Below are 21,764 nucleotides of genomic sequence, written 5' to 3'. Positions count from 1 at the left end.
CAACCGCTTTGGAGGCTCACCATGGAGCACTGGAAACGCACGATCGAACGGGCCAATCGCTGCTTCATGTTGGGCGAGCTGATCGATGCCCGTGAAGCTTATCTGCAGGCGCTGGCCCTGGCGCAAGTGCTGTTCGAACGCTGGGCCGATGCCGACGAAGCGGTGGCGGCCTGTGTCATCTCCCATCACAACCTGGCGGATCTGCACTTGCGCCTGAATCAGCCGGAAGAAAGCGCCGAATATCTTTGCGCCATTCATCAACGGCTGTTGCAGACGATGCAGGACGAACGTCAGCGCCTCGCGCTGCGTGAAGCGGCGCTGCGTCAGAGCAGCAAAACTTACGTCGAGCTGCTGAATTTCATCAGCGACCACGGCGAATACCCACGCACCCAGCGTCTGTTGCATCCGGATACCGGCAATGCGCGCCGCGCACCAGCCCCACATCACCATGGAGTCCATTGAAATGGCTTTTACCTTGCCTGCCTTGCCTTATGCCTACGATGCCCTGGAGCCGCACATCGATGCGCAGACCATGGAGATCCACTACACCAAGCATCACCAGACCTACATCAACAACCTTAACGCTGCGGTGCAAGGCACTGAATATGCCGGATGGCCAGTGGAAAAACTGGTGGCCAGCGTTCAACAGTTGCCGGAAAAACTTCGCGCGGCGGTGATCAATCAGGGCGGCGGCCATGCCAACCACTCGCTGTTCTGGGAAGTCATGGTGCCCAACGGCGGCGGCAAACCGGACGGGGCGCTGGCCAAGGCCATCGACGAACAGCTGGGTGGCCTCGACAGTTTCAAAGAGGCATTCACCAAAGCTGCGCTGACCCGGTTCGGCAGTGGCTGGGCCTGGCTGAGTGTGACCCCGGAGAAGAAACTGGTCGTGGAAAGCAGCGGTAATCAGGACAGTCCGTTGATGAACGGCAACACGCCGATTCTCGGCCTCGACGTTTGGGAGCACGCCTACTACCTGCGCTACCAGAACCGTCGGCCGGAATACATCAACGCGTTCTACAACGTGATCAATTGGCCTGAAGTGGCTGCGCGCTATCAGGCTGCACTGGTTTAAGTCTCCTAAAAAAACAATTCAAGGCTGACTATGGGCACTGAGACACTGGCGGTCGGAAGCGGGCGTATGTTTCGTTACGCCGTGGGATCGCTGTTGCTGCTGGCGGGCTTAACCTTACTGGCAGCCCACGGGCTGGAATGGCTGAATCTGGAACCGAGGCTGTCGCGGGCGTTGCAGGGTGGAGCACTCTGCGCGCTCGGCACCGCGCTCGGAGCGGTGCCGGTGTTGGTGATTCGGCGCATGCCTCAGGCGCTCAGCGATACGTTACTGGGTTTCGGTGCCGGGGTGATGCTGGCGGCGACGGCGTTTTCGCTGATTGTCCCGGGCATTGCTGCCGCAGAGAGCCTGGGTCTGACACCGTGGGCGGCGAGTGGCCTGATCTGCTTCGGCATCATGTTCGGTGCGTTCGGCCTGTATCTGGTGGATCGCAAGGTGTCCGGCGCGTCACCGGAAATGTTCGTGGGCAGCATCGAGCATCCGGTGATTCCACCGCGGATCTGGCTGTTCGTGTTCGCCATCATTGCCCATAACATCCCTGAGGGAATGGCCGTCGGGGTATCGGCCGGCGGCGGCATGCCGGACGCGGACAGTCTGGCCATGGGCATCGCCTTGCAGGACGTACCGGAAGGACTGGTGATTGCGTTGGTATTGGCTGGGGCGGGGATGTCACGGGTCAAGGCGTTCTTGATCGGCGCGGCGTCAGGGCTGGTCGAACCGGTGTTTGCGCTGTTGTGTGCGTGGCTGGTCAGTCTGGCGCAGGTGCTGTTGCCGTTAGGCCTGGCGCTGGCGGCCGGGGCGATGTTGCTGGTGGTGACCCACGAAGTGATTCCGGAGTCGCGACGCAATGGTCATGACAAGCTGGCCAGCCTTGGTTTGCTGATCGGGTTCTGTTTGATGATGGTGATGGATACGGCGCTGGGTTGAATATCAAAAGATCGCAGCCTGCGGCAACTGCTACAGGAAGCGCATTCCAATGTAGGAGCTGCCGCAGGCTGCGATCTTTTGATTTTGGCTGTCAGCCGCCTTCGTCGAAGTAGTTGTTGATCAACGCCACCAGCGCATCCAGCGCTTCCTGTTCCTGATGGCCTTCGGTACTCAGATAGATTTTGGTGCCTTTGCCAGCCGCCAGCATCATCATTGCCATGATGCTTTTGCCATCAACCGTTGTCTCTGGTGTGCGGCCCACTCTGATCGTACAGTCGGGATACTGACCGGCAACCCCGACAAACTTCGCCGACGCTCGGGCATGCAAACCCAGTTTGTTGATGATTTCGATTTCCAGAGCAGGCATCGCGGTGTGAATCCTTTAGGTGAGGTCGCGGTGGCGGACCTGGACGTTCTTCAGAGTTTTCTGCAGGGCCTGACCCAGGCGTTCGGTCAGGTAGACGGAGCGGTGGTGCCCGCCGGTGCAGCCAATGGCAACAGTAACGTAGGCGCGATTGCTCGCGGCGAAGCGCGGTAGCCATTTGTGCAGGTAGCTGAAAATGTCCTGGAACATTTCTTCAACCTCGGGCTGCGCTGCCAGGTATTCGGCCACCGGCTCGTCGAGCCCCGATTGCGCACGTAGCTCAGGCTTCCAGTACGGATTGGGCAGGCAGCGCACGTCAAACACCAGATCCGCATCCACCGGCATGCCGCGTTTGAAGCCAAATGACTCAACCAGAAATGCCGTGCCCGGCTCCGGCTGACTCAGCAGACGCAGCTTGATGGTGTCGCGCAACTGGTACAGGTTCAGATTGGTGGTATTGATCTTCAGATCGGCCAGATCGGCGATGGGCCCCAACAGGGCAGTTTCATCCTGGATCGCCTCGGCCAGCGAGCGATTGGCGTTGCTCAGCGGGTGGCGCCGACGGGTTTCCGAAAAACGCTTGAGCAGGGTTTCTTCGTCGGCATCCAGATACAGCACATCGCACTGGATATGGCGGCTGCGCACTTCTTCAAGCAGTTCGGGAAAACGCGAGAGATGACTTGGCAGGTTGCGCGCATCGATCGACACCGCCACCAGCGGTTGCGCCAGTTCAGTGTGAATCAGCGCGCGCTCAGCCAGTTCCGGCAGCAAGCCTGCCGGCAGATTGTCGATGCAATAGTAACCGTTGTCCTCAAGGACATTCAGCGCGGTACTTTTACCTGAGCCGGAACGGCCACTGACGATGATCAAGCGCATGATTACTGCCCGCTCTGCTCGTCCACAACAACCTGGTACAAGGCTTCATTGCTTGAAGCGCTGCGCAGTTTATCGCGCACATCTTTGCGATCCAGCATGCTGGCAATCTGGCGTAGCAACTCCAGATGCGCATCGGTGGCGGCTTCGGGGACCAGCAGTACGAACAGCAGGTCAACCGGCGCACCGTCGATGGCGTCGAAATCAATAGGGGCTTCAAGGTGCATCAGAGCGCTGATCGGCGACTGGCAACCCTTGAGGCGACAGTGAGGAATGGCGATGCCGTTGCCAAAACCGGTAGAACCGAGTTTTTCACGGGCAATCAGAGCCTCGAAGACATCTTGCATCTCCAGATCCGGCACTTCGCGGGCGATCAGGTTGGCAATCTGTTCGAGGGCTTTCTTTTTACTGCCGCCCGGCACGTTCACGAGGGAACGGCCGGGGGTCAGGATACTTTCAAGTCGGATCATGGGGTAGGGGGTTATCGACCGGTCGCGCCCTGGAGCAGGCTCTGGGTCTTTTCCTTATGCTTTTTGAGTTGTTTGTCCAGCTTGTCGGTCAAGGCGTCGATCGCGGCATACATATCGGTATGTTCTGCGTTGGCGACCACTTCACTGCCGGGGATATGCAAGGTGGCTTCGATTTTCTGCTTCAGCTTTTCGACGCACATCGTGACCTGCACGTTGGTGATCTTGTCGAAATGTCGCTCTAATCGTTGAAGTTTCTCATTGATGTAGTCGCGCAGAGGTTCGGTCACTTCCAGTTGGTGTCCACTGATGTTGACTTGCATACAGCTTCTCCTTCGTTGCCAGTGCATAAAGCGGCAGGCCGAAAAGCCTGCCACTGGAACGCTGTAACGTGGCTTACATCAACCGCTTGCGTTCGCTCGAAGGCGCGATCCCGAGGGATTCGCGGTACTTGGCGACGGTGCGGCGAGCCACCTGAATGCCTTGTGCCTCCAGTAAACCAGCGATCTTGCTGTCACTCAACGGCTTTTTCTGATTTTCCGCGGCAACCAGTTTTTTGATGATCGCGCGGATCGCCGTGGACGAGCATTCGCCGCCCTCGGAGGTGCTGACGTGGCTGGAGAAAAAGTATTTCAGTTCATAAATACCGCGCGGGGTATGCATGAATTTTTGCGTGGTTACCCGGGAAATGGTCGACTCGTGCATGCCGACCGCCTCGGCGATGTCATGCAGTACCAGCGGCTTCATGGCTTCGTCGCCATATTCAAGAAAGCCGCGCTGATGCTCGACGATCTGGGTGGCCACTTTCATCAGGGTTTCGTTGCGGCTTTGCAGGCTCTTGATGAACCAGCGGGCTTCCTGCAACTGATTGCGCATGAACGTATTGTCGGCGCTGGTATCGGCGCGACGCACAAAGCCTGCGTACTGGGCGTTGACTCGCAGACGAGGTACCGACTCCTGATTCAGCTCGACCAGCCAGCGTTCATTGTCTTTGCGCACAATGACGTCCGGAACGACGTATTCGGCTTCCGTCGATTCGATCTGCGAGCCCGGCCGTGGATTGAGGCTCTGTACCAGCTCGATGACCTGGCGCAACTCATCTTCCTTGAGCTTCATGCGGCGCATCAACTGGCTGTAATCGCGGCTGCCGAGCAAATCGATGTAATCGCTGACCAGACGTTTCGCTTCAGCCAGCCAGGGCGTCTTGGCCGATAGTTGGCGCAATTGCAGCAGCAGGCATTCGCTGAGATTGCGGGCGCCGATGCCGGCAGGCTCGAATTGCTGGATGCGGTGCAGAACGGCTTCGATCTCGTCCAGTTCGATGTCCAGTTCCGGATCAAACGCTTCGAGAATTTCTTCGAGGGTTTCGTCCAGATAGCCCTGATTGTTGATGCAATCGATCAGGGTCACGGCGATCAGTCGATCGGTGTCGGACATCGGTGCCAGATTCAGTTGCCACAGCAGATGGCTTTGCAGGCTTTCGCCCACTGAAGTGCGCGTGGTGAAGTCCCACTCGTCATCATCGCTGCTCGGCAGGCTGCTGGCGCTGGTCTGGTAGACGTCTTCCCAGGCAGTGTCGACCGGGAGTTCATTGGGGATGCGCTCGCTCCAGTCGCCTTCCTCGAGGTTATCCACCGTTGGGGCGGTTTCCTGATAGGAGGGTTCCTGGATATCGGTGTTGGGCTTCTGTTCGGCGTTGTCAGCCAAGGGATCGGTGTTGTCGAAGTCTTCGCCTTCTTCCTGGCGTTCGAGCATCGGATTGGATTCCAGAGCCTCCTGAATTTCCTGTTGCAGGTCCAGGGTCGACAATTGGAGCAGACGGATAGCCTGTTGCAGCTGAGGTGTCATCGTCAGCTGCTGGCCCATTCTCAAGACTAGCGATGGTTTCATGGCAGGGGCTTAACACCTTATTCGCCGGCGCGATGCGCCATCCACTACAGGGCGCCGAAGCGCCAAACTTAAGCAAATTATATGCCTGAAACTGAAGTGTTTGCCTAGAGCGCTGTAACAATTAAAGCGTATTAAATTCTGCTTGAATCGATACAGCGCCCGGGCGGCTCACCGGGCACCTTTGCGCTTACAGGCGGAACTCGTGGCCCAGATACACTTCTTTCACCAGATCATTGGCCAGGATGGTAGCGGAGTCACCTTCGGCGATCAGTTGACCGTCGTTGACGATGTAAGCGGTTTCGCAGATATCCAGCGTCTCGCGCACGTTGTGGTCGGTAATCAGAACACCGATGCCCTTGGCTTTGAGATGGTGGATGATTTGCTTGATGTCGCCGACCGAAATCGGATCGACACCGGCGAACGGTTCGTCGAGCAGGATGAATTTTGGCGCAGTCGCCAGCGCGCGAGCGATTTCCACCCGGCGGCGTTCACCACCGGACAGGCTCATGCCGAGGTTGTCGCGGATGTGGCTGATATGGAACTCCTGCAGCAGGCTTTCCAGCTCCTTGCGACGACCGGCCTTGTCGAGTTCCTGACGGGTCTCGAGGATGGCCATGATGTTGTCGGCTACCGACAGTTTGCGGAAGATCGACGCTTCCTGCGGCAGATAGCCGATACCGGCCTTTGCACGACCGTGCATTGGCTGGTGGCTGACGTCCAGATCGTCGATCAGCACGCGGCCCTGATCAGCCTGAACCAGCCCGACGATCATGTAGAAGCATGTGGTCTTGCCGGCACCATTGGGGCCGAGCAGGCCGACGATCTGACCGCTGTCGATCGACAGGCTGACGTCACGCACGACCTGACGGCCTTTATAGGCCTTGGCCAGGTGCTGAGCTTTCAGAGTTGCCATTACTGGTTTTTCTCTTCGGATTTCTTCTTCGGCTGGATCACCATGTCGATGCGCGGACGCGCTTCGGTGACTTTGCTGCCGGTAGCGCGACCGGCGCTGGCCAGTTTCTTCACGGTGTCATAGACGATTTTCTCGCCCTGGGTGGTGTTGCTGTCTTTATCGACAACCTTGGCCTTGTCGATCAGTACGACGCGATTTTGCGCGGCGTGATACTGAATCGTCACGCCCCAGCCCTGAACAGGCTTGGAATCGCCGGCGGTCTGCAGTTGTTCGAAGTAGGCGAGGTTGCCGACAGACGTGACAACGTCGATATCACCGGTCGAGGTGCGGGTGATGGTCACGGTGTTGCCTTTTACGATCATCGAGCCCTGAGTGATGATCACGTCACCTTTATAGGTGGCTACGCCGTTCTTGTCGTCCAGCTGGGCATCGTCGGCCTGAATGCGGATTGGCTGCTCTTGATCGTTCGGCAGAGCCCAGGCGCTCACGCTTCCCAGTGCTGCGCCCAGACTGAGCAAAATAGGGAGGGTTTTAACGAGCCTCATACTGTCCTCTTACGTTCGATTGCAGGTGTATCCTGCTTTCCTTCAGGTACGCTTTCATTCCTACGCCAGTCGATACACCGCCAGCGCCCTCGATTCTAACGGGTTGCTCGGTCTGCGCATATTCCCGCTGCGGGAACACTGTCATGCGAGTGGAAGTGATCAGCGTGTCGCGGTTCTTTTCATCGGTGCGCTTGATGCGTACCGAATCGATCAATTCGACTTCAGTGCCGCCCGAATTCACTTCGCCACGTTCGCTGGTCACATGCCACGGGAAATCCGTTCCGCGGTACATGTTCAGGTCGGGCTTGGTAACCAGCGTGACATCGGTCGCCTTGACGTGTTCGGCCTTGTCGGACGTCATTTCATACTGCACTTTGCCATCCGGCAGGTATTGCACGGTACGCGTGTTGGTCGCATACCAGTCGATAGGGTTTTCCACGGACGTGGTCGGAGGCTTGTCGAGGAAGCGTTCCGGGCTGATGTTCCAGTAGCCGACGGCTGCAAATAGTGCAGCGATGCAGCCGAACAGCAGGAAGTTACGAAATTTTTTGCTAAACATGGTTTGGCTCACAGGTACGCGGCGTTGGCCGCATCGAGGCGGCCCTGGGCGCGCAGGATCAATTCGCAGAATTCGCGGGCAGCACCTTCACCGCCTCGGGCACGGGTAACGCCATGGGCGTGTTCGCGGACGAAATCAGCGGCGTTGGCGACGGCCATGCCCAGCCCGACGCGGCGGATCACCGGCAGGTCTGGCAAATCGTCGCCCAGATAGGCGACTTGTTCATAGCTTAGGCCCAGTTGCTCAAGTAGACCGTCCAGAACCACCAATTTGTCTTCGCGTCCCTGAAACAGGTGTGGGATGCCGAGGTTTTTCGCCCGGCGTTCGACCACGGGTGTCTTGCGGCCGCTGATGATGGCGGTCTGCACGCCGGCGTTCATGAGCATTTTGATGCCTTGGCCGTCGAGGGTGCTGAAGGTCTTGAACTCGCTACCGTCTTCAAGAAAGTACAGGCGCCCGTCAGTCAGGACGCCATCGACGTCGAAAACTGCCAGTTTGATGGCTTTGCCGCGTTGCAGCAGATCGGTGCTCATTTACATGACTCCTGCGCGCAGCAGATCGGAGAGGTTGAAGGCGCCGACCGGGCGATCCTCCTCGTCGACCACTACCAGTGCATTGATTCGGTGGTCTTCCATGATTTTCAGCGCTTCGGCGGCGAGCATCTCGGGCCGGGCGGTCTTGCCGTGGGCTGTCATCACCTGGTCGATGGTCGCACTGCGAATATCGATGCTGCGATCAAGGGTGCGGCGCAAATCGCCGTCGGTGAAGATCCCGGCGAGTTTGCCGTCGGCTTCAAGAATGACGGTCATGCCCAGACCCTTGCGAGTCATTTCCATCAAGGCGTCCTTGAGCAGCGTGCCGCGTTGAACCTGCGGCAACTCCTGCCCGGCGTGCATGACGTTTTCCACTTTCAGCAACAGGCGGCGGCCAAGGGCGCCACCTGGATGGGAGAAGGCGAAGTCTTCAGCGGTAAATCCACGAGCTTCCAGCAATGCCACGGCCAGCGCATCGCCCATGACCAGAGCGGCGGTGGTCGATGAGGTTGGCGCCAGGTTCAGCGGGCAGGCTTCGTGCTCGACGTGAACGTTGAGGTTCACTTCGGCGGCTTTGGCCAGCGGCGAGGCCGGATTGCCGGTGACGCTGATCAACTGGATGCCCAGACGCTTGATCAACGGCAGCAGTGTGACGATTTCGTTGGTCGAGCCGGAGTTCGACAGGGCCAGGATCACGTCGTCGCGGGTGATCATGCCCATGTCGCCATGACTGGCTTCGGCCGGGTGAACGAAAAAGGCCGGGGTGCCGGTACTGGCCAGAGTCGCGGCGATCTTGTTGCCGACGTGCCCTGATTTGCCCATGCCGACCACGACCACACGGCCCTTGCTGGCCAGAATCATCTCGCAGGCGCGTACGAAATCGGCGTCGATATGGGGTAACAAGCCTTGTACGGCTTCCACTTCGAGGCGAATGGTGCGTTGTGCCGATTGAATCAGGTCGCTGGATTGGCTCATGTCAGAAATCGTATAGCCCGATGAAAAGGCGGCGATTATAGCGGTTATGTAGCAAAGCCTCACGCAAGTTCGTCATGCTTTGTCATCCCGCGTTACCAAAACCCGGCAAAAGCGCCTCCGCACCTGTCATCTCGCTGAATACGGGCCGGCACAAGCCTTGGGCGCTTGGCCTTTGCAGTGATATAGTTCGCCGCCAGTTCGGCCTGCCCGGGACGTACGTGCTTTTTCACCAAAGCCAGGCGTCCGAGTGAGAGGCTGCATCGCAAGGAGTTTAGATGAGTGCCGATAACGCTTACGCGGTCGAGCTGAAGGGAGTCTCCTTCAAGCGCGGTGCGCGCAGCATTTTCAATAACGTCGATATTCGCATCCCGCGCGGCAAGGTCACCGGCATCATGGGACCTTCCGGGTGTGGCAAGACCACGCTGCTGCGGTTGATGGGGGCTCAGTTGCGCCCTGCCAGCGGCGAAGTCTGGGTCAACGGCCAGAACCTGCCTACGCTGTCGCGCAGCGATCTGTTCGATGCGCGCAAGCACATGGGTGTGCTGTTCCAGAGCGGCGCACTGTTCACCGATCTCGATGTCTTCGAGAACGTCGCTTTTCCCCTGCGCGTTCATACCGAGTTGCCGGAAGAAATGATCCGCGACATCGTCTTGCTCAAATTGCAGGCGGTGGGGTTGCGCGGTGCCATCGAGCTGATGCCTGATGAACTGTCCGGTGGCATGAAGCGTCGCGTGGCTCTGGCCCGTGCCATTGCGCTGGATCCGCAGATCCTGTTTTACGACGAGCCGTTCGTCGGTCAGGACCCGATCGCCATGGGCGTATTGGTACGTCTGATCCGTCTGCTCAATGATGCGTTGGGCATCACCAGTATCGTGGTGTCCCACGATCTGGCTGAAACCGCGAGCATTGCCGACTACATCTATGTAGTGGGTGACGGTCAGGTGCTGGGGCAGGGTACGCCGGACGAGTTGATGAACTCGGATGAGCCGCGTATCCGTCAGTTCATGTCCGGCAATCCCGATGGCCCGGTGCCGTACCATTTTCCAGCGACGGACTACCGCGCAGATCTTCTGGGGAAGCGCTGATGCGCAGAATTTCATTAATAGAACGCGTGCGCCGGTTCGGCGAAGCGGCGATCGACGCAATTGCGGTGTTCGGTCGGGCGACGCTGTTCCTGTTTCACGCGTTGGTTGGTCGTGGCGGCATCAGCGGCGGATTTGGCCTGCTAGTCAAGCAACTGCATTCGGTCGGCGTCATGTCGCTGGTAATCATTGTGGTCTCCGGGGTTTTCATCGGCATGGTTCTGGCCTTGCAGGGGTTCAGCATCCTGTCGAGCTACGGTTCGGAGCAGGCGGTAGGGCAGATGGTTGCGCTGACACTGCTGCGTGAGCTCGGCCCGGTGGTGACCGCACTGTTGTTTGCCGGGCGCGCCGGTTCGGCGTTGACCGCGGAAATCGGCAACATGAAGTCCACCGAACAGCTTTCCAGCTTGGAAATGATCGGTGTCGACCCGCTCAAATACATTATTGCCCCGCGTCTGTGGGCCGGTTTCATTTCCCTGCCAGTGCTGGCAATGATTTTCAGCGTGGTGGGCATCTGGGGCGGTTCGTGGGTCGCTGTCGACTGGCTGGGTGTCTATGAAGGGTCTTACTGGTCGAACATGCAAAACAGCGTGACCTTCACCAGTGACGTGCTCAACGGCGTCATCAAAAGTATTGTTTTCGCTTTCGTCGTCACCTGGATCGCCGTATTCCAGGGCTATGACTGTGAGCCCACTTCCGAGGGGATCAGTCGTGCCACCACCAAGACCGTAGTGTTTGCCTCGCTGGCAGTACTGGGTCTGGACTTTATTCTGACCGCTTTGATGTTTGGAGATTTCTGATGCAAAACCGCACCCTGGAAATCGGTGTCGGCCTGTTCCTGCTGGCAGGGATCCTGGCCTTGTTGCTGCTTGCGTTGCGGGTCAGTGGCCTGTCTCCGACTTCGACCACCGACACTTATAAACTGTATGCCTACTTCGACAATATCGCCGGTCTGACGGTCAGAGCCAAAGTGACCATGGCCGGTGTCACCATCGGCAAAGTCACGGCAATCGATCTGGACCGCGACAGCTTCACCGGTCGGGTGACACTGCAAGTGGACAAGAAAGTCGACAATCTGCCGACTGACTCCACAGCATCTATCCTGACCGCTGGTCTGCTGGGCGAGAAGTACATCGGTATCAGCGTAGGCGGGGAAGACACCGCTCTGAAGGATGGTGGAACCATTCACGACACGCAGTCGTCTCTGGTACTGGAAGACCTGATCGGTAAATTCCTGCTCAATACCGTTAGCAAAGACGCCAAATGAGGAGCTTTTGAATGATCTCTATCTTGCGACGCAGCCTGTTGGTGTTACTGGCGGCTCTGCCTTTGATGGGTAACGCTGTGGCTGCAACGTCGGCCCATGAACTGGTTCAGGACACAACCACCCGGTTGCTGGCCGATCTGGCTGCCAACAAAGAGAAATACAAGCAGGATCCGACCGATTTCTACGCGGCGCTCAACAACATTGTTGGGCCGGTGGTGGATGCCGAGGGCATTTCGAAAAGCATCATGACGGTGAAGTATTCGCGCAAGGCCACGCCGGCGCAGATGCAAACCTTCCAGGAAAACTTCAAGAAAGGTCTGTTCCAGTTCTACGGCAACGCCTTGCTCGAGTACAACAACCAGGGCATCACCGTTGATCCTGCCAAGGATGAGTCGGGCGATCGCACCAGCGTCAACATGACCGTCAAGGGCAGCAGTGGCGCGGTCTATCCTGTGCAGTACACGCTGGAGAAGATCAACGGCGAGTGGAAACTGCGCAACGTGATCATTAACGGTATCAACATCGGCAAGCTGTTCCGTGATCAGTTCGCTGACGCGATGCAGCGCAATGGCAACAATCTGGACGCGACCATCAACGGTTGGGCCGGTGAAGTGGCCAAGGCCAAGGAAACCACCGAAAAAGCTGCCGAGAAGCCAGCGCAATGAATGAGGCCGCAGTTCGTATGAGTGATGTAGACGAGCTCTTGCTCAGCGGAGTGCTGGATTACCGCACCGGGCCTGATCTGCGCAAGGAAGGTCAGGCGCTGATCAAGTCCAGCAAGGCGTCTTCGCTGGTCATCGACTGCTCGGCCGTAAAGAAATCCAGCAGCGTCGGTTTGTCGTTGCTGCTGTGTTTCATGCGCGATGCACAGGCGGCCGGCAAGGCTGTCAGCATCCGCGCGATGCCCGAAGACATGCGCGAAATTGCTCAGGTCAGTGAACTGACCGAACTCTTGGCGCAACCCTGAACCCGCATCATTAAAGAAGCCCCCCGTCAGAGTCCTGCCATGCGGGGTTCGCAGGCGCGGGGCTTTTTTGTATGATGTCCGACCCGTGCGCACAGGGCGCCGATTGAGGTTGAGCATGCAGGCCGTAGAAGTGAAGAGCTTCCTAGAAGGAAAGCTGCCCGGAACGTTGGTAGAAGTTGAGGGCGAAGGCTGCAATTTCCAGCTGAACGTGATTAGCGATGAACTGGCGGCGTTGAGCCCGGTGAAGCGTCAGCAGCAGATCTATGCCCATTTGAACCCATGGATCACCGATGGCAGCATCCATGCGGTTACTATGAAATTTTTCAGCAGCGCGGCCTGGGCCGAGCGCACCTGAGCCTAAGGGCGTCGAGATTCTTATGGATAAATTGATTATTACCGGTGGCGCTCGTCTTGATGGCGAGATCCGCATTTCCGGGGCAAAGAACTCTGCCCTGCCGATCCTGGCCGCCACCTTGTTGTGCGATGGCCCGGTGACGGTGGCTAACCTGCCGCACCTGCACGACATCACCACCATGATCGAACTGTTCGGTCGCATGGGCATCGAGCCGGTGATCGACGAGAAGCTCAGCGTCGAAATCGACCCGCGCACCATCAAGACCCTGATCGCCCCGTACGAACTGGTGAAAACCATGCGTGCGTCGATCCTGGTGCTCGGCCCGATGGTTGCGCGCTTCGGTGAAGCCGAAGTCGCACTGCCTGGCGGTTGCGCGATCGGTTCGCGTCCGGTTGACCTGCACATCCGTGGCCTCGAAGCCATGGGCGCAGTGATCGACGTCGAAGGCGGCTACATCAAGGCCAAGGCGCCTGAGGGCGGTCTGCGCGGTGCAAGCTTCTTCTTCGATACCGTCAGTGTGACCGGTACCGAAAACATCATGATGGCCGCCGCTTTGGCCAGGGGCCGCAGCGTGTTGCAGAACGCCGCCCGCGAGCCTGAAGTGGTTGACCTGGCGAACTTCCTGAACGCCATGGGCGCCAAGGTTTCCGGTGCCGGCACCGACACCATCACCATTGATGGCGTCGAGCGTCTGGGTTCGGCTTTCTACAAAGTCATGCCTGACCGTATCGAAACCGGCACCTATCTGGTCGCTGCTGCCGTGACCGGTGGCCGCGTCAAGGTCAAGGACACCGATCCGACCATCCTCGAAGCCGTTCTGGAAAAACTCCGTGAAGCCGGCGCAGAAATCACCTGCGGTGAAGACTGGATCGAGCTGAACATGCACGGCAAGCGTCCGAAAGCAGTCAACGTGCGCACTGCGCCGTACCCGGCGTTCCCGACCGACATGCAGGCGCAGTTCATCTCGCTCAACGCCATTGCCGAAGGCACCGGTGCTGTGATCGAGACGATCTTCGAAAACCGTTTCATGCACGTTTACGAACTGCACCGCATGGGCGCGCATATCCAGGTTGAAGGCAACACGGCCATTGTTACCGGTATCGAAAAACTCAAGGGCGCGCCAGTGATGGCAACCGACCTGCGTGCTTCGGCCAGCCTGGTGATCTCGGCACTGGTTGCCGAAGGCGATACGCTGATCGACCGCATCTACCACATCGACCGTGGTTACGAGTGCATCGAAGAAAAACTGCAGATGCTGGGCGCCAAGATTCGTCGCGTTCCGGGCTGATCGCTGCATGTGGACACAGGGACGTGTCCGTTGAATTCGTTTCGAATCGAGGGTGTTCTTTTCAATAGTAAAGACACCTCGATGTGTGTTCGGCGCCGATTGCGACCGGACATGAGTACCTTGATAAGGACTGACGTTTCCCATGTTGACCATCGCACTGTCCAAGGGCCGCATCCTTGACGACACCCTGCCGCTTCTCGCTGAAGCGGGCATCGTGCCGACCGAGAATCCGGACAAGAGCCGCAAGCTGATCATCCCCACGACGCAGCCAGACGTACGCCTGCTGATCGTGCGCGCCACCGACGTGCCGACCTATGTCGAGCATGGCGCGGCCGACCTCGGCGTAGCCGGTAAAGACGTGTTGATGGAATACACCGGCCAGGGCTTGTACGAGCCACTGGACCTGCAGATCGCTCAGTGCAAACTGATGACCGCCGGCAAGATCGGCGCCGCCGAGCCAAAGGGCCGCCTGCGTGTGGCGACCAAGTTCGTCAACGTTGCCAAGCGTTATTACGCCGAGCAGGGCCGCCAGGTCGACATCATCAAACTGTACGGTTCGATGGAACTGGCTCCGCTGATTGGCCTGGCCGACAAGATCATTGACGTGGTAGACACCGGCAATACCCTGCGCGCCAACGGTCTGGAACCTCAGGAACTGATCGCCACGATCAGCTCGCGTCTGGTGGTCAACAAGGCTTCGATGAAAATGCAACACGCCCGTATCCAGGCGTTGATCGATACCCTGCGCAACGCAGTGGAATCACGACACCGCGGCTGATTTACTTGCGCGACCTCAGGTCGCGCCGTCTATCCGCCTCATAGCCAGAATTCTCAGGTGCCCAAGCGGATCGAATGGTAGTTTCGGGCGCCTGAGTTTTTGCCAATCCTATGAGGCTCTCGCTATGACCGCACCGACTGCAATTCGCCGACTCAACGCTGCTGACCCGGATTTCGCGCATCATCTGGATCATCTGCTGAGCTGGGAAAGTGTGTCTGACGACTCGGTCAATCAGCGCGTGCTCGACATCATCAAGGCTGTGCGCGAGCGTGGCGACGCGGCGTTGGTCGAGTTCACCAAGAAGTTCGACGGTCTCGACGTCGCCTCGATGGCTGACCTGATTCTGCCGCGCGAACGCCTGGAACTGGCCCTGACCCGCATCACCGTAGCGCAACGTGAAGCGCTGGAAAAAGCCGCGGCCCGTGTGCGCAGCTACCACGAAAAACAGAAACAGGATTCCTGGAGCTACACCGAGGCAGACGGCACGGTGCTGGGCCAGAAGGTCACGCCGCTGGATCGCGCCGGTCTTTACGTGCCGGGCGGCAAGGCGTCGTACCCTTCGTCGGTGCTGATGAACGCAATTCCGGCCAAGGTTGCCGGCGTGACCGAAGTGGTCATGGTCGTGCCGACCCCGCGCGGTGAAATCAACGAGTTGGTGCTGGCTGCCGCGTGCATTGCCGGCGTTGACCGCGTGTTCACCATCGGTGGCGCCCAAGCGGTTGCGGCGCTGGCCTATGGCACCGAAAGCGTGCCAAAAGTGGACAAGGTCGTCGGCCCTGGCAACATCTATGTCGCCACTGCCAAGCGCCACGTGTTCGGCCAGGTCGGCATCGACATGATCGCCGGCCCCTCGGAAATCCTCGTGGTGTGCGATGGTCAGACCGATCCGGACTGGATCGCCATGGACCTGTTCTCCCAGGCCGAGCACGACGAAGACGCGCAAGCGATTCTGGTCAGCCCCGACGCCGAGTTCCTCGACAAGGTCGCCGCGAGCATCGACAAGCTGCTGCCGACCATGGATCGCGCAGCCATCATCGAAACCTCGATCAATGGCCGCGGTGCGCTGATTCACGTGCGTGACATGGCCCAGGCCATCGAAGTCGCCAACCGCATTGCGCCAGAACACCTTGAGCTGTCGGTCGCCGACCCCCAGGCCTGGTTGCCACAGATCCGCCACGCCGGTGCGATCTTCATGGGGCGCCACACCTCCGAAGCGCTGGGTGATTACTGCGCAGGCCCGAACCACGTGCTGCCGACCTCCGGCACCGCACGTTTCTCTTCGCCGCTGGGTGTGTACGACTTCCAGAAACGTTCCTCGATCATTTTCTGCTCCGAGGCTGGTGCGTCCGAGCTGGGCAAAACTGCTTCGGTCCTGGCCCGTGGTGAGTCGCTGAGCGCTCACGCACGTAGCGCCGAATACCGCATCAAAGACGAAACGAAGGGGAACTGAACATGAGCAAATTCTGGAGCCCGTTCGTCAAGGATCTGGTGCCTTATGTGCCGGGCGAACAGCCGAAGCTGACCAGGCTGGTCAAGCTCAACACCAACGAGAACCCGTACGGCCCGTCGCCAAAAGCCTTGGCGGCAATGCAGACCGAACTCAACGACAACCTGCGCCTGTACCCGGACCCGAACAGCGATTTGCTGAAAAGTGCTGTCGCCACTTACTACGGCGTGCAGACCAATCAGGTGTTCCTGGGCAACGGTTCGGACGAAGTGCTCGCGCACATTTTTCACGGTTTGCTGCAACACGATCAGCCGATTCTGTTCCCGGACATCAGCTACAGCTTTTATCCGGTGTATTGCGGTTTGTACGGCATCAAGTTCGACGCGGTGCCGCTGGATGCGCAGTTCCAGATCAACCCGGCGGATTACGCCAAGCCAAACGGCGGGATCATTTTCCCTAACCCGAACGCCCCGACTGGCTGCCTGTTGGCGCTGGATGCGGTTGAGCGGATTCTCATCGCCAGCCCGAACTCGGTAGTTGTGGTGGATGAGGCGTACATCGACTTCGGTGGTGAAACGGCGATCAGCCTGGTGGATCGTTATCCGAACCTGCTGGTGACCCAGACCCTGTCCAAATCCCGATCTCTGGCAGGCCTGCGGGTTGGCTTGGCGGTGGGGCATCCGGATTTGATCGAGGCGCTGGAGCGCATCAAGAACAGCTTCAACTCTTATCCGCTGGATCGCCTGGCGAACGTCGGCGCGGCGGCGGCATTCGAGGATCGTGAGTATTTCGACAAGACTTGCCGTTTGGTCATCGAAAGCCGCGAGTGGGTTGTCGCGCAATTGCAGGGCAAGGGTTTTGAGGTGTTGCCGTCGGCGGCGAACTTCATTTTTGCCCGCCACCCGCAACATGATGCAGCTGGGCTGGCGGCGAAGTTGCGCGAGCAGGGCGTGATTGTGCGGCACTTCAAGCAGGAGCGGATTGCGCAGTTCCTGCGGATCTCGATTGGCACGCCGGAGCAGAATCAGGCGTTGATCGATGGGCTTGGTGAACTGTAAAGGCAAAAGCCCCTCACCCTGACCCTCTCCCGGAGGGAGAGGGGACTGATTGGGGGATGCTTCAGCGTTACACCGACCTGGGGAATGCTTTACCGAATCCATAATCGACTCGGTCTTTCAGGTCGTTGTATTCCGCAAGACAACGCGGTCGGCTCCCTCTCCCTCCGGGAGAGGGCTTGGCGGGCGGCGTTTGCGATGAGGGTGAGTTTTTTATTCGTGATGCGGCTCGCCAAGGAAGGTCAGTGAGGTAAACAACCCGCGACTGTTCACATCAACACTGTCCTTCACCGGCACCTCAACCTGCGCCGCAATCACATTCAACCCTTCATTTCGCACCAGCACCTGCGCGCGGCCGTCCTTGTCGGTCTCGGTGCTCAGGGTGTTGGGTGCGCTGCGGTAATCGCCGATCAACTTGACGCCCGCCGCCGGTTTGCCATCAAGCAACACGCGCACCGGCAATGATTTGCCTGGCCCGACCGTCAGCGGATCAACTTCCGGCAGAATCAGCAACTTGATCTGATCCAGCTTGGGCAACTTTGCCCCCGGTTGATAGATCGCCAGGCTGTATTTGAACGTCTGCGTCGCCTCGACGGCGCCCGGCACTTTGCTGCGCCCTTCGTTGATCCACTTCTTGTTAGCGGTCTGCGACCACATCCCGTTATTCAACGCCACGGCCATTACCGCGGGTGTTTTCAACGGCTTGAGGCGGGCGTGATCGGGCAGGCGCTCGACGCTGACCGGGATCATCTTGCCGCTCGCGTCGTAGGCCCACGCGCCACTGATTTTCTGGGCCTTGAAGGCGTTGTCTTCGGCGCCGTGACCGTAGATCACTTCGATGTTGCCGCGCCGTTGTTCGGTCCACAGGCCATGGGCCGAGGCTTGTCCGGCGAACAGCGCGGCGATGACCAGCAGGGTTTTGCCGTATTGCATGGTGACTTCCTTTTACAGATTGAGTGACAGGCTGACGGTGAAATTGCGCGGCTCGCCGGGGTTGACCCAGTAATTGCTGTAAGAGCGCTCGTAGTATTTTTCGTCGAATACGTTGTTCAGGTTCAGGCCGACGGTGACGTTGTCGCTGGCCTTGTAATGGGCCAGCAGGTCGACGGTGTGATACGCCGGCAATTCGAAATCGCTGCCGGATTCGCCCGAGCGATCACCGACGTAATTGAACGCTGCGCCAACGTCCGAGCCGCGCAGATGCCCGTCCTGAAATTCATAAACACCCAGCAGACTGCCGCTGCGTTTGGCCACGCCGAGGATGCGGCTGCCGGTGGGAATCACGGCGTCACCCTGAGTCACTTCGGCGTCAATGTAGGCGAAGGCGCCAATCACCCGCAGGGCATCGGTGACTTGGCCGGTCACCTGTAGATCGAAGCCGCGACTGCGTGCCTTGCCCATCGCGCGGTTGGTGTCGGTGGCAGGGTCAAGCGCGAGAACGTTTTCCTTGTCGATGTGAAAGAAGGCGAGGGTGCTGCTCAGACGTTCGTCGAACAGTTCGTTTTTGATGCCGATTTCGTAGCCGACACCTTCCTCCGGATCGAAGGATTTGCCGGCCGCATCAAGGCCGTTGTTTGGTTTGAACGAGGTCGAGGCGTTGGCGAACAGGCCGGTGTTGGGCGTCAGTTGATAGAGCAGGCCGGCGCGCTGGGTGAGGGCGTCGTGGGTCTGGCGGCTGCTGGCGTTGCGGCTGTGGTCATCGATGTTTTGTTCGAAGTGTTCGAAACGTGCGCCGATCATCCCGCGCAATTTGTCGGTAAAGACGATTTGATCCTGCAGGTTCAGCGCGTGGCTTTCGAGGTGCTCGAAAGTGTCAGTGCCCGAGCGTGCGCCGTTGGGTTTCGGCTGGCCGTAGATCGGCTTGTAGATGTCGATGGCGTAGGGGCCGCCGGCGATGGTGGTGACGCGCTCGTTCTTGCGGAAGTTCTCGTATTCGGTGCCGATCAGCAGTTCGTGCTGCCATGGGCCGAGGTCGAACAAACCACGCAATTCCAGTTGGGTGATGCTGTCGTGCCAGTTGGTATCGCGCTCGCGGTAACGGCGGTTGACGGTATGACCGTCGGCATTCAGCGGGCGACTTTCGGAAGCGTCGCCCCACAGTTTGCCTTCCTTGTAATGGCTGGCCAGACGCAGTTTCCAGCTGTCGTTAAGGTGATGCTCGAGCGTCGCCTGAAGCAGGTTGTTGTGGTTGTCGACGTTGCCGTCGTTGGGCTCACCGAGGAACGTCGAACGAGAAACACCGCTCCATTTATTGCCAGGCGCGACGATGCCACGATCGAACGTCGAGCTGTGGCGGACGATTTCGCTTTCCACCAACAGCGACGTGTCCGGGTTCAGTTGCCAGCTGATCGAGGGCGCGACGAATACGCGTTTGCTGTCGACATGATCGCGAAAGCTGTGGTTGTCCTCGACTGCAAGGTTGATCCGCGAGAGCACGTCACCCTGTTCATCGAGCGGCGTGTTGACGTCCAGCGCCGTGCGATAACGGTCCCAACTGCCAGCGCTGGTCTGCAACGTGGTAAAGGCTTCGGGCTGTGGTTTTTTGGTGACGATGTTCACCGTGCCACCCGGGTCGCCACGGCCATATAGGCTGGCCGCTGGGCCTTTGAGCACTTCGATACGCTCGATATTGGCTGCGTCCGGAGTGCTCGGGTACCCGCGATTGGCGCTGAAGCCGTCCTTGTAGAACTCCGAGGTGGTGAAACCGCGCACGCTGTATTCGTAGAGCGTCAGGCCGCCGAAGTTGTTTTGCTTCGATACGCCGCCAGCGAAATCCAGTGCGCGCTCGACGCTGGTACTGCCCAGATCCTTGAGCACACTCGCAGGCACCACGCTGATTGCCTGGGGGATATCGCGGATCGCCGTGTCGGTTTTGGTCGCACTGGATGAGCGCGTCGCACGGTAGCCCTTGACTGGGCCTGTGGGGGATTCGTAATCGGAGGTGACGTTGATCGCGTCAAGTTCGAGCGGTTGCGGCTCTTCGGCAAAGGCCGCATCGCCCAGCAAGGCAAGGGGTAGACCGAGAGTCAGGCCAAGCAGGGAGGCCTTTGTTCGAGACGACATGTTATGTTGTTCCAATTGTTAGATTGAAACAATATAACATGCCTTTTGAGAATGTCTTTTATTCGCGCCGCTGACGCGAATAAATTTTTACTCTCGTTTTTCCTGCACCGGCGCCGGCGGTGGACGCAGGCCTATTTCCGCCGAGAGCTTGATCTCCTTGCCGTTACGCATCACTTGAATCGTGACCTTGTCGGTCGGTTTGATCCGCGCGACCTGGTTCATCGAGCGACGACCATCGCCGGCCGGCTCGCCATCAATGCTGAGAATCACGTCGCCCAGTTGCAGGCCGGCCTTCTGTGCCGGGCCGTCGCGGAAGATCCCCGCCACCACAATGCCCGGACGCCCGGACAAGCCAAACGATTCGGCCAGTTCCTGAGTCAATGGCTGCACTTCGATGCCGAGCCAGCCGCGAATCACCTGTCCATGCTCGATGATCGACTTCATCACTTCCATCGCCAGTTTCACCGGGATGGCAAAACCGATGCCCTGCGAGCCACCGGACTTGGAGAAAATTGCCGTGTTGATGCCGGTGAGGTTGCCGTTGGCATCCACCAGTGCACCGCCGGAGTTGCCCGGGTTGATGGCCGCGTCGGTCTGGATGAAATCTTCGTAGTTGTTCAGGCCCAACTGATTACGCCCGGTGGCACTGATGATGCCCATGGTCACGGTCTGGCCGACGCCGAACGGGTTGCCGATGGCCAGCGCAACGTCGCCGATGCGGATGCTGTCGGAACGGCCGACAGTGATCGCTGGCAGGTTTTTCAAGTCGATTTTCAGGACGGCGAGATCGGTTTCCGGGTCGCTGCCGATCACTCGGGCCAGGGTTTCCCGGCCATCCTTGAGTGCTACGACGATCTGGTCGGCGCCGCTGGTAACGTGGTTGTTGGTCAGGATGTAGCCTTCCGGGCTCATGATCACGCCGGAACCGAGGCTCGACTCCATGCGCTTCTGCTTCGGCGAGTTGTCACCAAAGAAACGGCGGAACTGTGGATCCTCGAATAAAGGATGCGCCGGCTTGTTGATGACTTTAGTGGTGTACAGGTTGACCACCGACGGCGCGGCGATCGTCACCGCATCGGCATAGGACACCGGCCCCTGCTGCACAAGGGTGGTCTGCGGCGCCTGTTGCAGGTTGACGTCGAGGCTTGGCAGCCCGACCCACTGCGGGTATCGCTGAATAATCAACAGAGCGATAAGCACACCGGCCAACAATGGCCAGCCAAAAAAACGCAGCGCCTTGAACATTAAACACGTCCTGGAAAAGTTGCAGGCGAAGTCAGACCGCCCATAATGTCGCGCATTATACGAGGCCGCGCGTGCCTCTGAACGGGATATTTAGGAGTC

General features: G+C 58.9%; 26 protein-coding genes. 13 read left to right on the top strand and 13 right to left on the bottom strand.

The genetic code is table 11. From position 1 onward, the window contains the following. Window positions 1-21: 21 nt before the first annotated feature. Genes AB4P92_RS10860 through AB4P92_RS10850 form a run of 3 tightly spaced genes read left to right on the top strand, consistent with a single transcriptional unit; the run spans window position 22 to window position 1,999 of the window. Entirely contained in the window at window positions 22-462 is a 441-nt protein-coding gene (locus AB4P92_RS10860) for a hypothetical protein (RefSeq protein ID WP_042557660.1), read from the top strand. Window position 463: 1 nt separating this feature from the next. Next, complete coding sequence (locus AB4P92_RS10855; protein ID WP_047299775.1) at window positions 464-1,075, top strand: superoxide dismutase; 612 nt, start codon at window positions 464-466, stop codon at window positions 1,073-1,075. Between the two features lie 30 nt (window positions 1,076-1,105). Continuing rightward, window positions 1,106-1,999 (top strand): ZIP family metal transporter, encoded by an 894-nt coding sequence (locus AB4P92_RS10850; RefSeq protein WP_395599353.1) that lies wholly within the window; start codon window positions 1,106-1,108, stop codon window positions 1,997-1,999. Between the two features lie 91 nt (window positions 2,000-2,090). On the opposite strand, the gene AB4P92_RS10845 is transcribed toward AB4P92_RS10850, so the two are convergent. The 10 genes from AB4P92_RS10845 to AB4P92_RS10800 all read right to left on the bottom strand — a co-directional run bounded on the left by AB4P92_RS10845 (window position 2,091) and on the right by AB4P92_RS10800 (window position 9,118). Then, window positions 2,091-2,366 carry an HPr family phosphocarrier protein gene (locus AB4P92_RS10845; RefSeq protein ID WP_008085079.1) on the bottom strand — a complete coding sequence of 92 codons (276 nt, stop codon included), beginning with the start codon at window positions 2,364-2,366 and terminating at the stop codon, window positions 2,091-2,093. Between the two features lie 15 nt (window positions 2,367-2,381). Continuing rightward, window positions 2,382-3,239, bottom strand: coding sequence for an RNase adapter RapZ (gene rapZ / locus AB4P92_RS10840; protein ID WP_042557663.1), 858 nt, complete (start codon window positions 3,237-3,239; stop codon window positions 2,382-2,384). A 2-nt stretch (window positions 3,240-3,241) separates the two neighbouring features. Next, on the bottom strand, window positions 3,242-3,706 hold the full coding sequence (gene ptsN, locus AB4P92_RS10835; RefSeq protein ID WP_042557664.1) for a PTS IIA-like nitrogen regulatory protein PtsN: 465 nt from the start codon (window positions 3,704-3,706) through the stop codon (window positions 3,242-3,244). 11 nt (window positions 3,707-3,717) lie between these two features. Next, the gene (hpf, locus tag AB4P92_RS10830; protein ID WP_047299778.1) at window positions 3,718-4,026 is read right to left on the bottom strand and encodes a ribosome hibernation-promoting factor, HPF/YfiA family; all 309 of its coding nucleotides are present in this window, start codon (window positions 4,024-4,026) and stop codon (window positions 3,718-3,720) included. 73 nt (window positions 4,027-4,099) lie between these two features. Then, the gene (locus AB4P92_RS10825; RefSeq protein WP_042557666.1) at window positions 4,100-5,593 is read right to left on the bottom strand and encodes an RNA polymerase factor sigma-54; all 1,494 of its coding nucleotides are present in this window, start codon (window positions 5,591-5,593) and stop codon (window positions 4,100-4,102) included. A gap of 187 nt (window positions 5,594-5,780) precedes the next feature. Next, window positions 5,781-6,506, bottom strand: a complete 726-nt coding sequence (gene lptB, locus AB4P92_RS10820; RefSeq protein ID WP_042557667.1) for an LPS export ABC transporter ATP-binding protein — start codon at window positions 6,504-6,506, stop codon at window positions 5,781-5,783. Further along, a complete protein-coding gene (gene lptA / locus AB4P92_RS10815) occupies window positions 6,506-7,051 on the bottom strand; it encodes a lipopolysaccharide transport periplasmic protein LptA (protein WP_042557668.1) in 546 nt (181 codons plus the stop codon). The genes lptB and lptA overlap by 1 nt, the downstream gene beginning before the upstream one ends. Continuing rightward, window positions 7,038-7,610: an LPS export ABC transporter periplasmic protein LptC gene (gene lptC / locus AB4P92_RS10810; RefSeq protein ID WP_042557669.1), complete on the bottom strand. Its 573-nt coding sequence runs from the start codon at window positions 7,608-7,610 to the stop codon at window positions 7,038-7,040. Before lptC ends, lptA begins: the two co-directional genes overlap by 14 nt. A gap of 8 nt (window positions 7,611-7,618) precedes the next feature. Continuing rightward, entirely contained in the window at window positions 7,619-8,143 is a 525-nt protein-coding gene (locus AB4P92_RS10805; RefSeq protein ID WP_395599352.1) for a KdsC family phosphatase, read from the bottom strand. Beyond that, window positions 8,144-9,118, bottom strand: a complete 975-nt coding sequence (locus AB4P92_RS10800) for a KpsF/GutQ family sugar-phosphate isomerase (RefSeq protein WP_047299779.1) — start codon at window positions 9,116-9,118, stop codon at window positions 8,144-8,146. It lies immediately after the preceding gene. 275 nt (window positions 9,119-9,393) lie between these two features. Here AB4P92_RS10800 and AB4P92_RS10795 point away from each other — a divergent pair, with 275 nt between their 5' ends. The 10 genes from AB4P92_RS10795 (at window position 9,394) to hisC (ending at window position 17,360) form a co-directional block, all read left to right on the top strand. Further along, window positions 9,394-10,203, top strand: a complete 810-nt coding sequence (locus tag AB4P92_RS10795; protein WP_042557672.1) for an ATP-binding cassette domain-containing protein — start codon at window positions 9,394-9,396, stop codon at window positions 10,201-10,203. After that, window positions 10,203-11,000, top strand: a complete 798-nt coding sequence (gene mlaE / locus AB4P92_RS10790; RefSeq protein ID WP_042557673.1) for a lipid asymmetry maintenance ABC transporter permease subunit MlaE — start codon at window positions 10,203-10,205, stop codon at window positions 10,998-11,000. Before AB4P92_RS10795 ends, mlaE begins: the two co-directional genes overlap by 1 nt. After that, window positions 11,000-11,467, top strand: a complete 468-nt coding sequence (gene mlaD, locus AB4P92_RS10785; protein ID WP_042557674.1) for an outer membrane lipid asymmetry maintenance protein MlaD — start codon at window positions 11,000-11,002, stop codon at window positions 11,465-11,467. The genes mlaE and mlaD overlap by 1 nt, the downstream gene beginning before the upstream one ends. Window positions 11,468-11,478: 11 nt before the next feature. Beyond that, window positions 11,479-12,132, top strand: coding sequence for a phospholipid-binding protein MlaC (locus AB4P92_RS10780; protein WP_042557675.1), 654 nt, complete (start codon window positions 11,479-11,481; stop codon window positions 12,130-12,132). Beyond that, the gene (locus AB4P92_RS10775; protein ID WP_042557676.1) at window positions 12,129-12,434 is read left to right on the top strand and encodes a lipid asymmetry maintenance protein MlaB; all 306 of its coding nucleotides are present in this window, start codon (window positions 12,129-12,131) and stop codon (window positions 12,432-12,434) included. Before AB4P92_RS10780 ends, AB4P92_RS10775 begins: the two co-directional genes overlap by 4 nt. Before the next feature lie 115 nt (window positions 12,435-12,549). Then, entirely contained in the window at window positions 12,550-12,789 is a 240-nt protein-coding gene (locus AB4P92_RS10770; RefSeq protein ID WP_007912386.1) for a BolA family protein, read from the top strand. A gap of 22 nt (window positions 12,790-12,811) precedes the next feature. Next, a complete protein-coding gene (murA, locus tag AB4P92_RS10765; protein ID WP_042557677.1) occupies window positions 12,812-14,077 on the top strand; it encodes a UDP-N-acetylglucosamine 1-carboxyvinyltransferase in 1,266 nt (421 codons plus the stop codon). A gap of 142 nt (window positions 14,078-14,219) precedes the next feature. Then, window positions 14,220-14,855 carry an ATP phosphoribosyltransferase gene (hisG, locus tag AB4P92_RS10760; RefSeq protein WP_008085048.1) on the top strand — a complete coding sequence of 212 codons (636 nt, stop codon included), beginning with the start codon at window positions 14,220-14,222 and terminating at the stop codon, window positions 14,853-14,855. A gap of 124 nt (window positions 14,856-14,979) precedes the next feature. Next, window positions 14,980-16,305, top strand: a complete 1,326-nt coding sequence (gene hisD, locus AB4P92_RS10755) for a histidinol dehydrogenase (RefSeq protein WP_042557678.1) — start codon at window positions 14,980-14,982, stop codon at window positions 16,303-16,305. 2 nt (window positions 16,306-16,307) lie between these two features. Beyond that, complete coding sequence (gene hisC, locus AB4P92_RS10750; protein ID WP_261736755.1) at window positions 16,308-17,360, top strand: histidinol-phosphate transaminase; 1,053 nt, start codon at window positions 16,308-16,310, stop codon at window positions 17,358-17,360. A gap of 210 nt (window positions 17,361-17,570) precedes the next feature. Here the strand turns inward: hisC and AB4P92_RS10745 are convergent, their stop codons facing one another. From AB4P92_RS10745 to algW, 3 genes are all read right to left on the bottom strand, one after another. After that, window positions 17,571-18,290 (bottom strand): DUF4198 domain-containing protein, encoded by a 720-nt coding sequence (locus tag AB4P92_RS10745; protein ID WP_395599351.1) that lies wholly within the window; start codon window positions 18,288-18,290, stop codon window positions 17,571-17,573. Window positions 18,291-18,302: 12 nt separating this feature from the next. After that, window positions 18,303-20,420 (bottom strand): TonB-dependent siderophore receptor, encoded by a 2,118-nt coding sequence (locus AB4P92_RS10740; protein WP_395599350.1) that lies wholly within the window; start codon window positions 20,418-20,420, stop codon window positions 18,303-18,305. An 87-nt stretch (window positions 20,421-20,507) separates the two neighbouring features. Then, complete coding sequence (algW, locus tag AB4P92_RS10735; RefSeq protein ID WP_042557682.1) at window positions 20,508-21,665, bottom strand: Do family serine endopeptidase AlgW; 1,158 nt, start codon at window positions 21,663-21,665, stop codon at window positions 20,508-20,510. Window positions 21,666-21,764: the final 99 nt, after the last annotated feature.

Source organism: Pseudomonas sp. A0308 (assembly GCF_044218815.1).
GTDB classification, from domain to species: Bacteria; Pseudomonadota; Gammaproteobacteria; order Pseudomonadales; family Pseudomonadaceae; genus Aquipseudomonas; species Aquipseudomonas iridis.
This window is presented reverse-complemented; position numbering and strand designations above follow the sequence as displayed.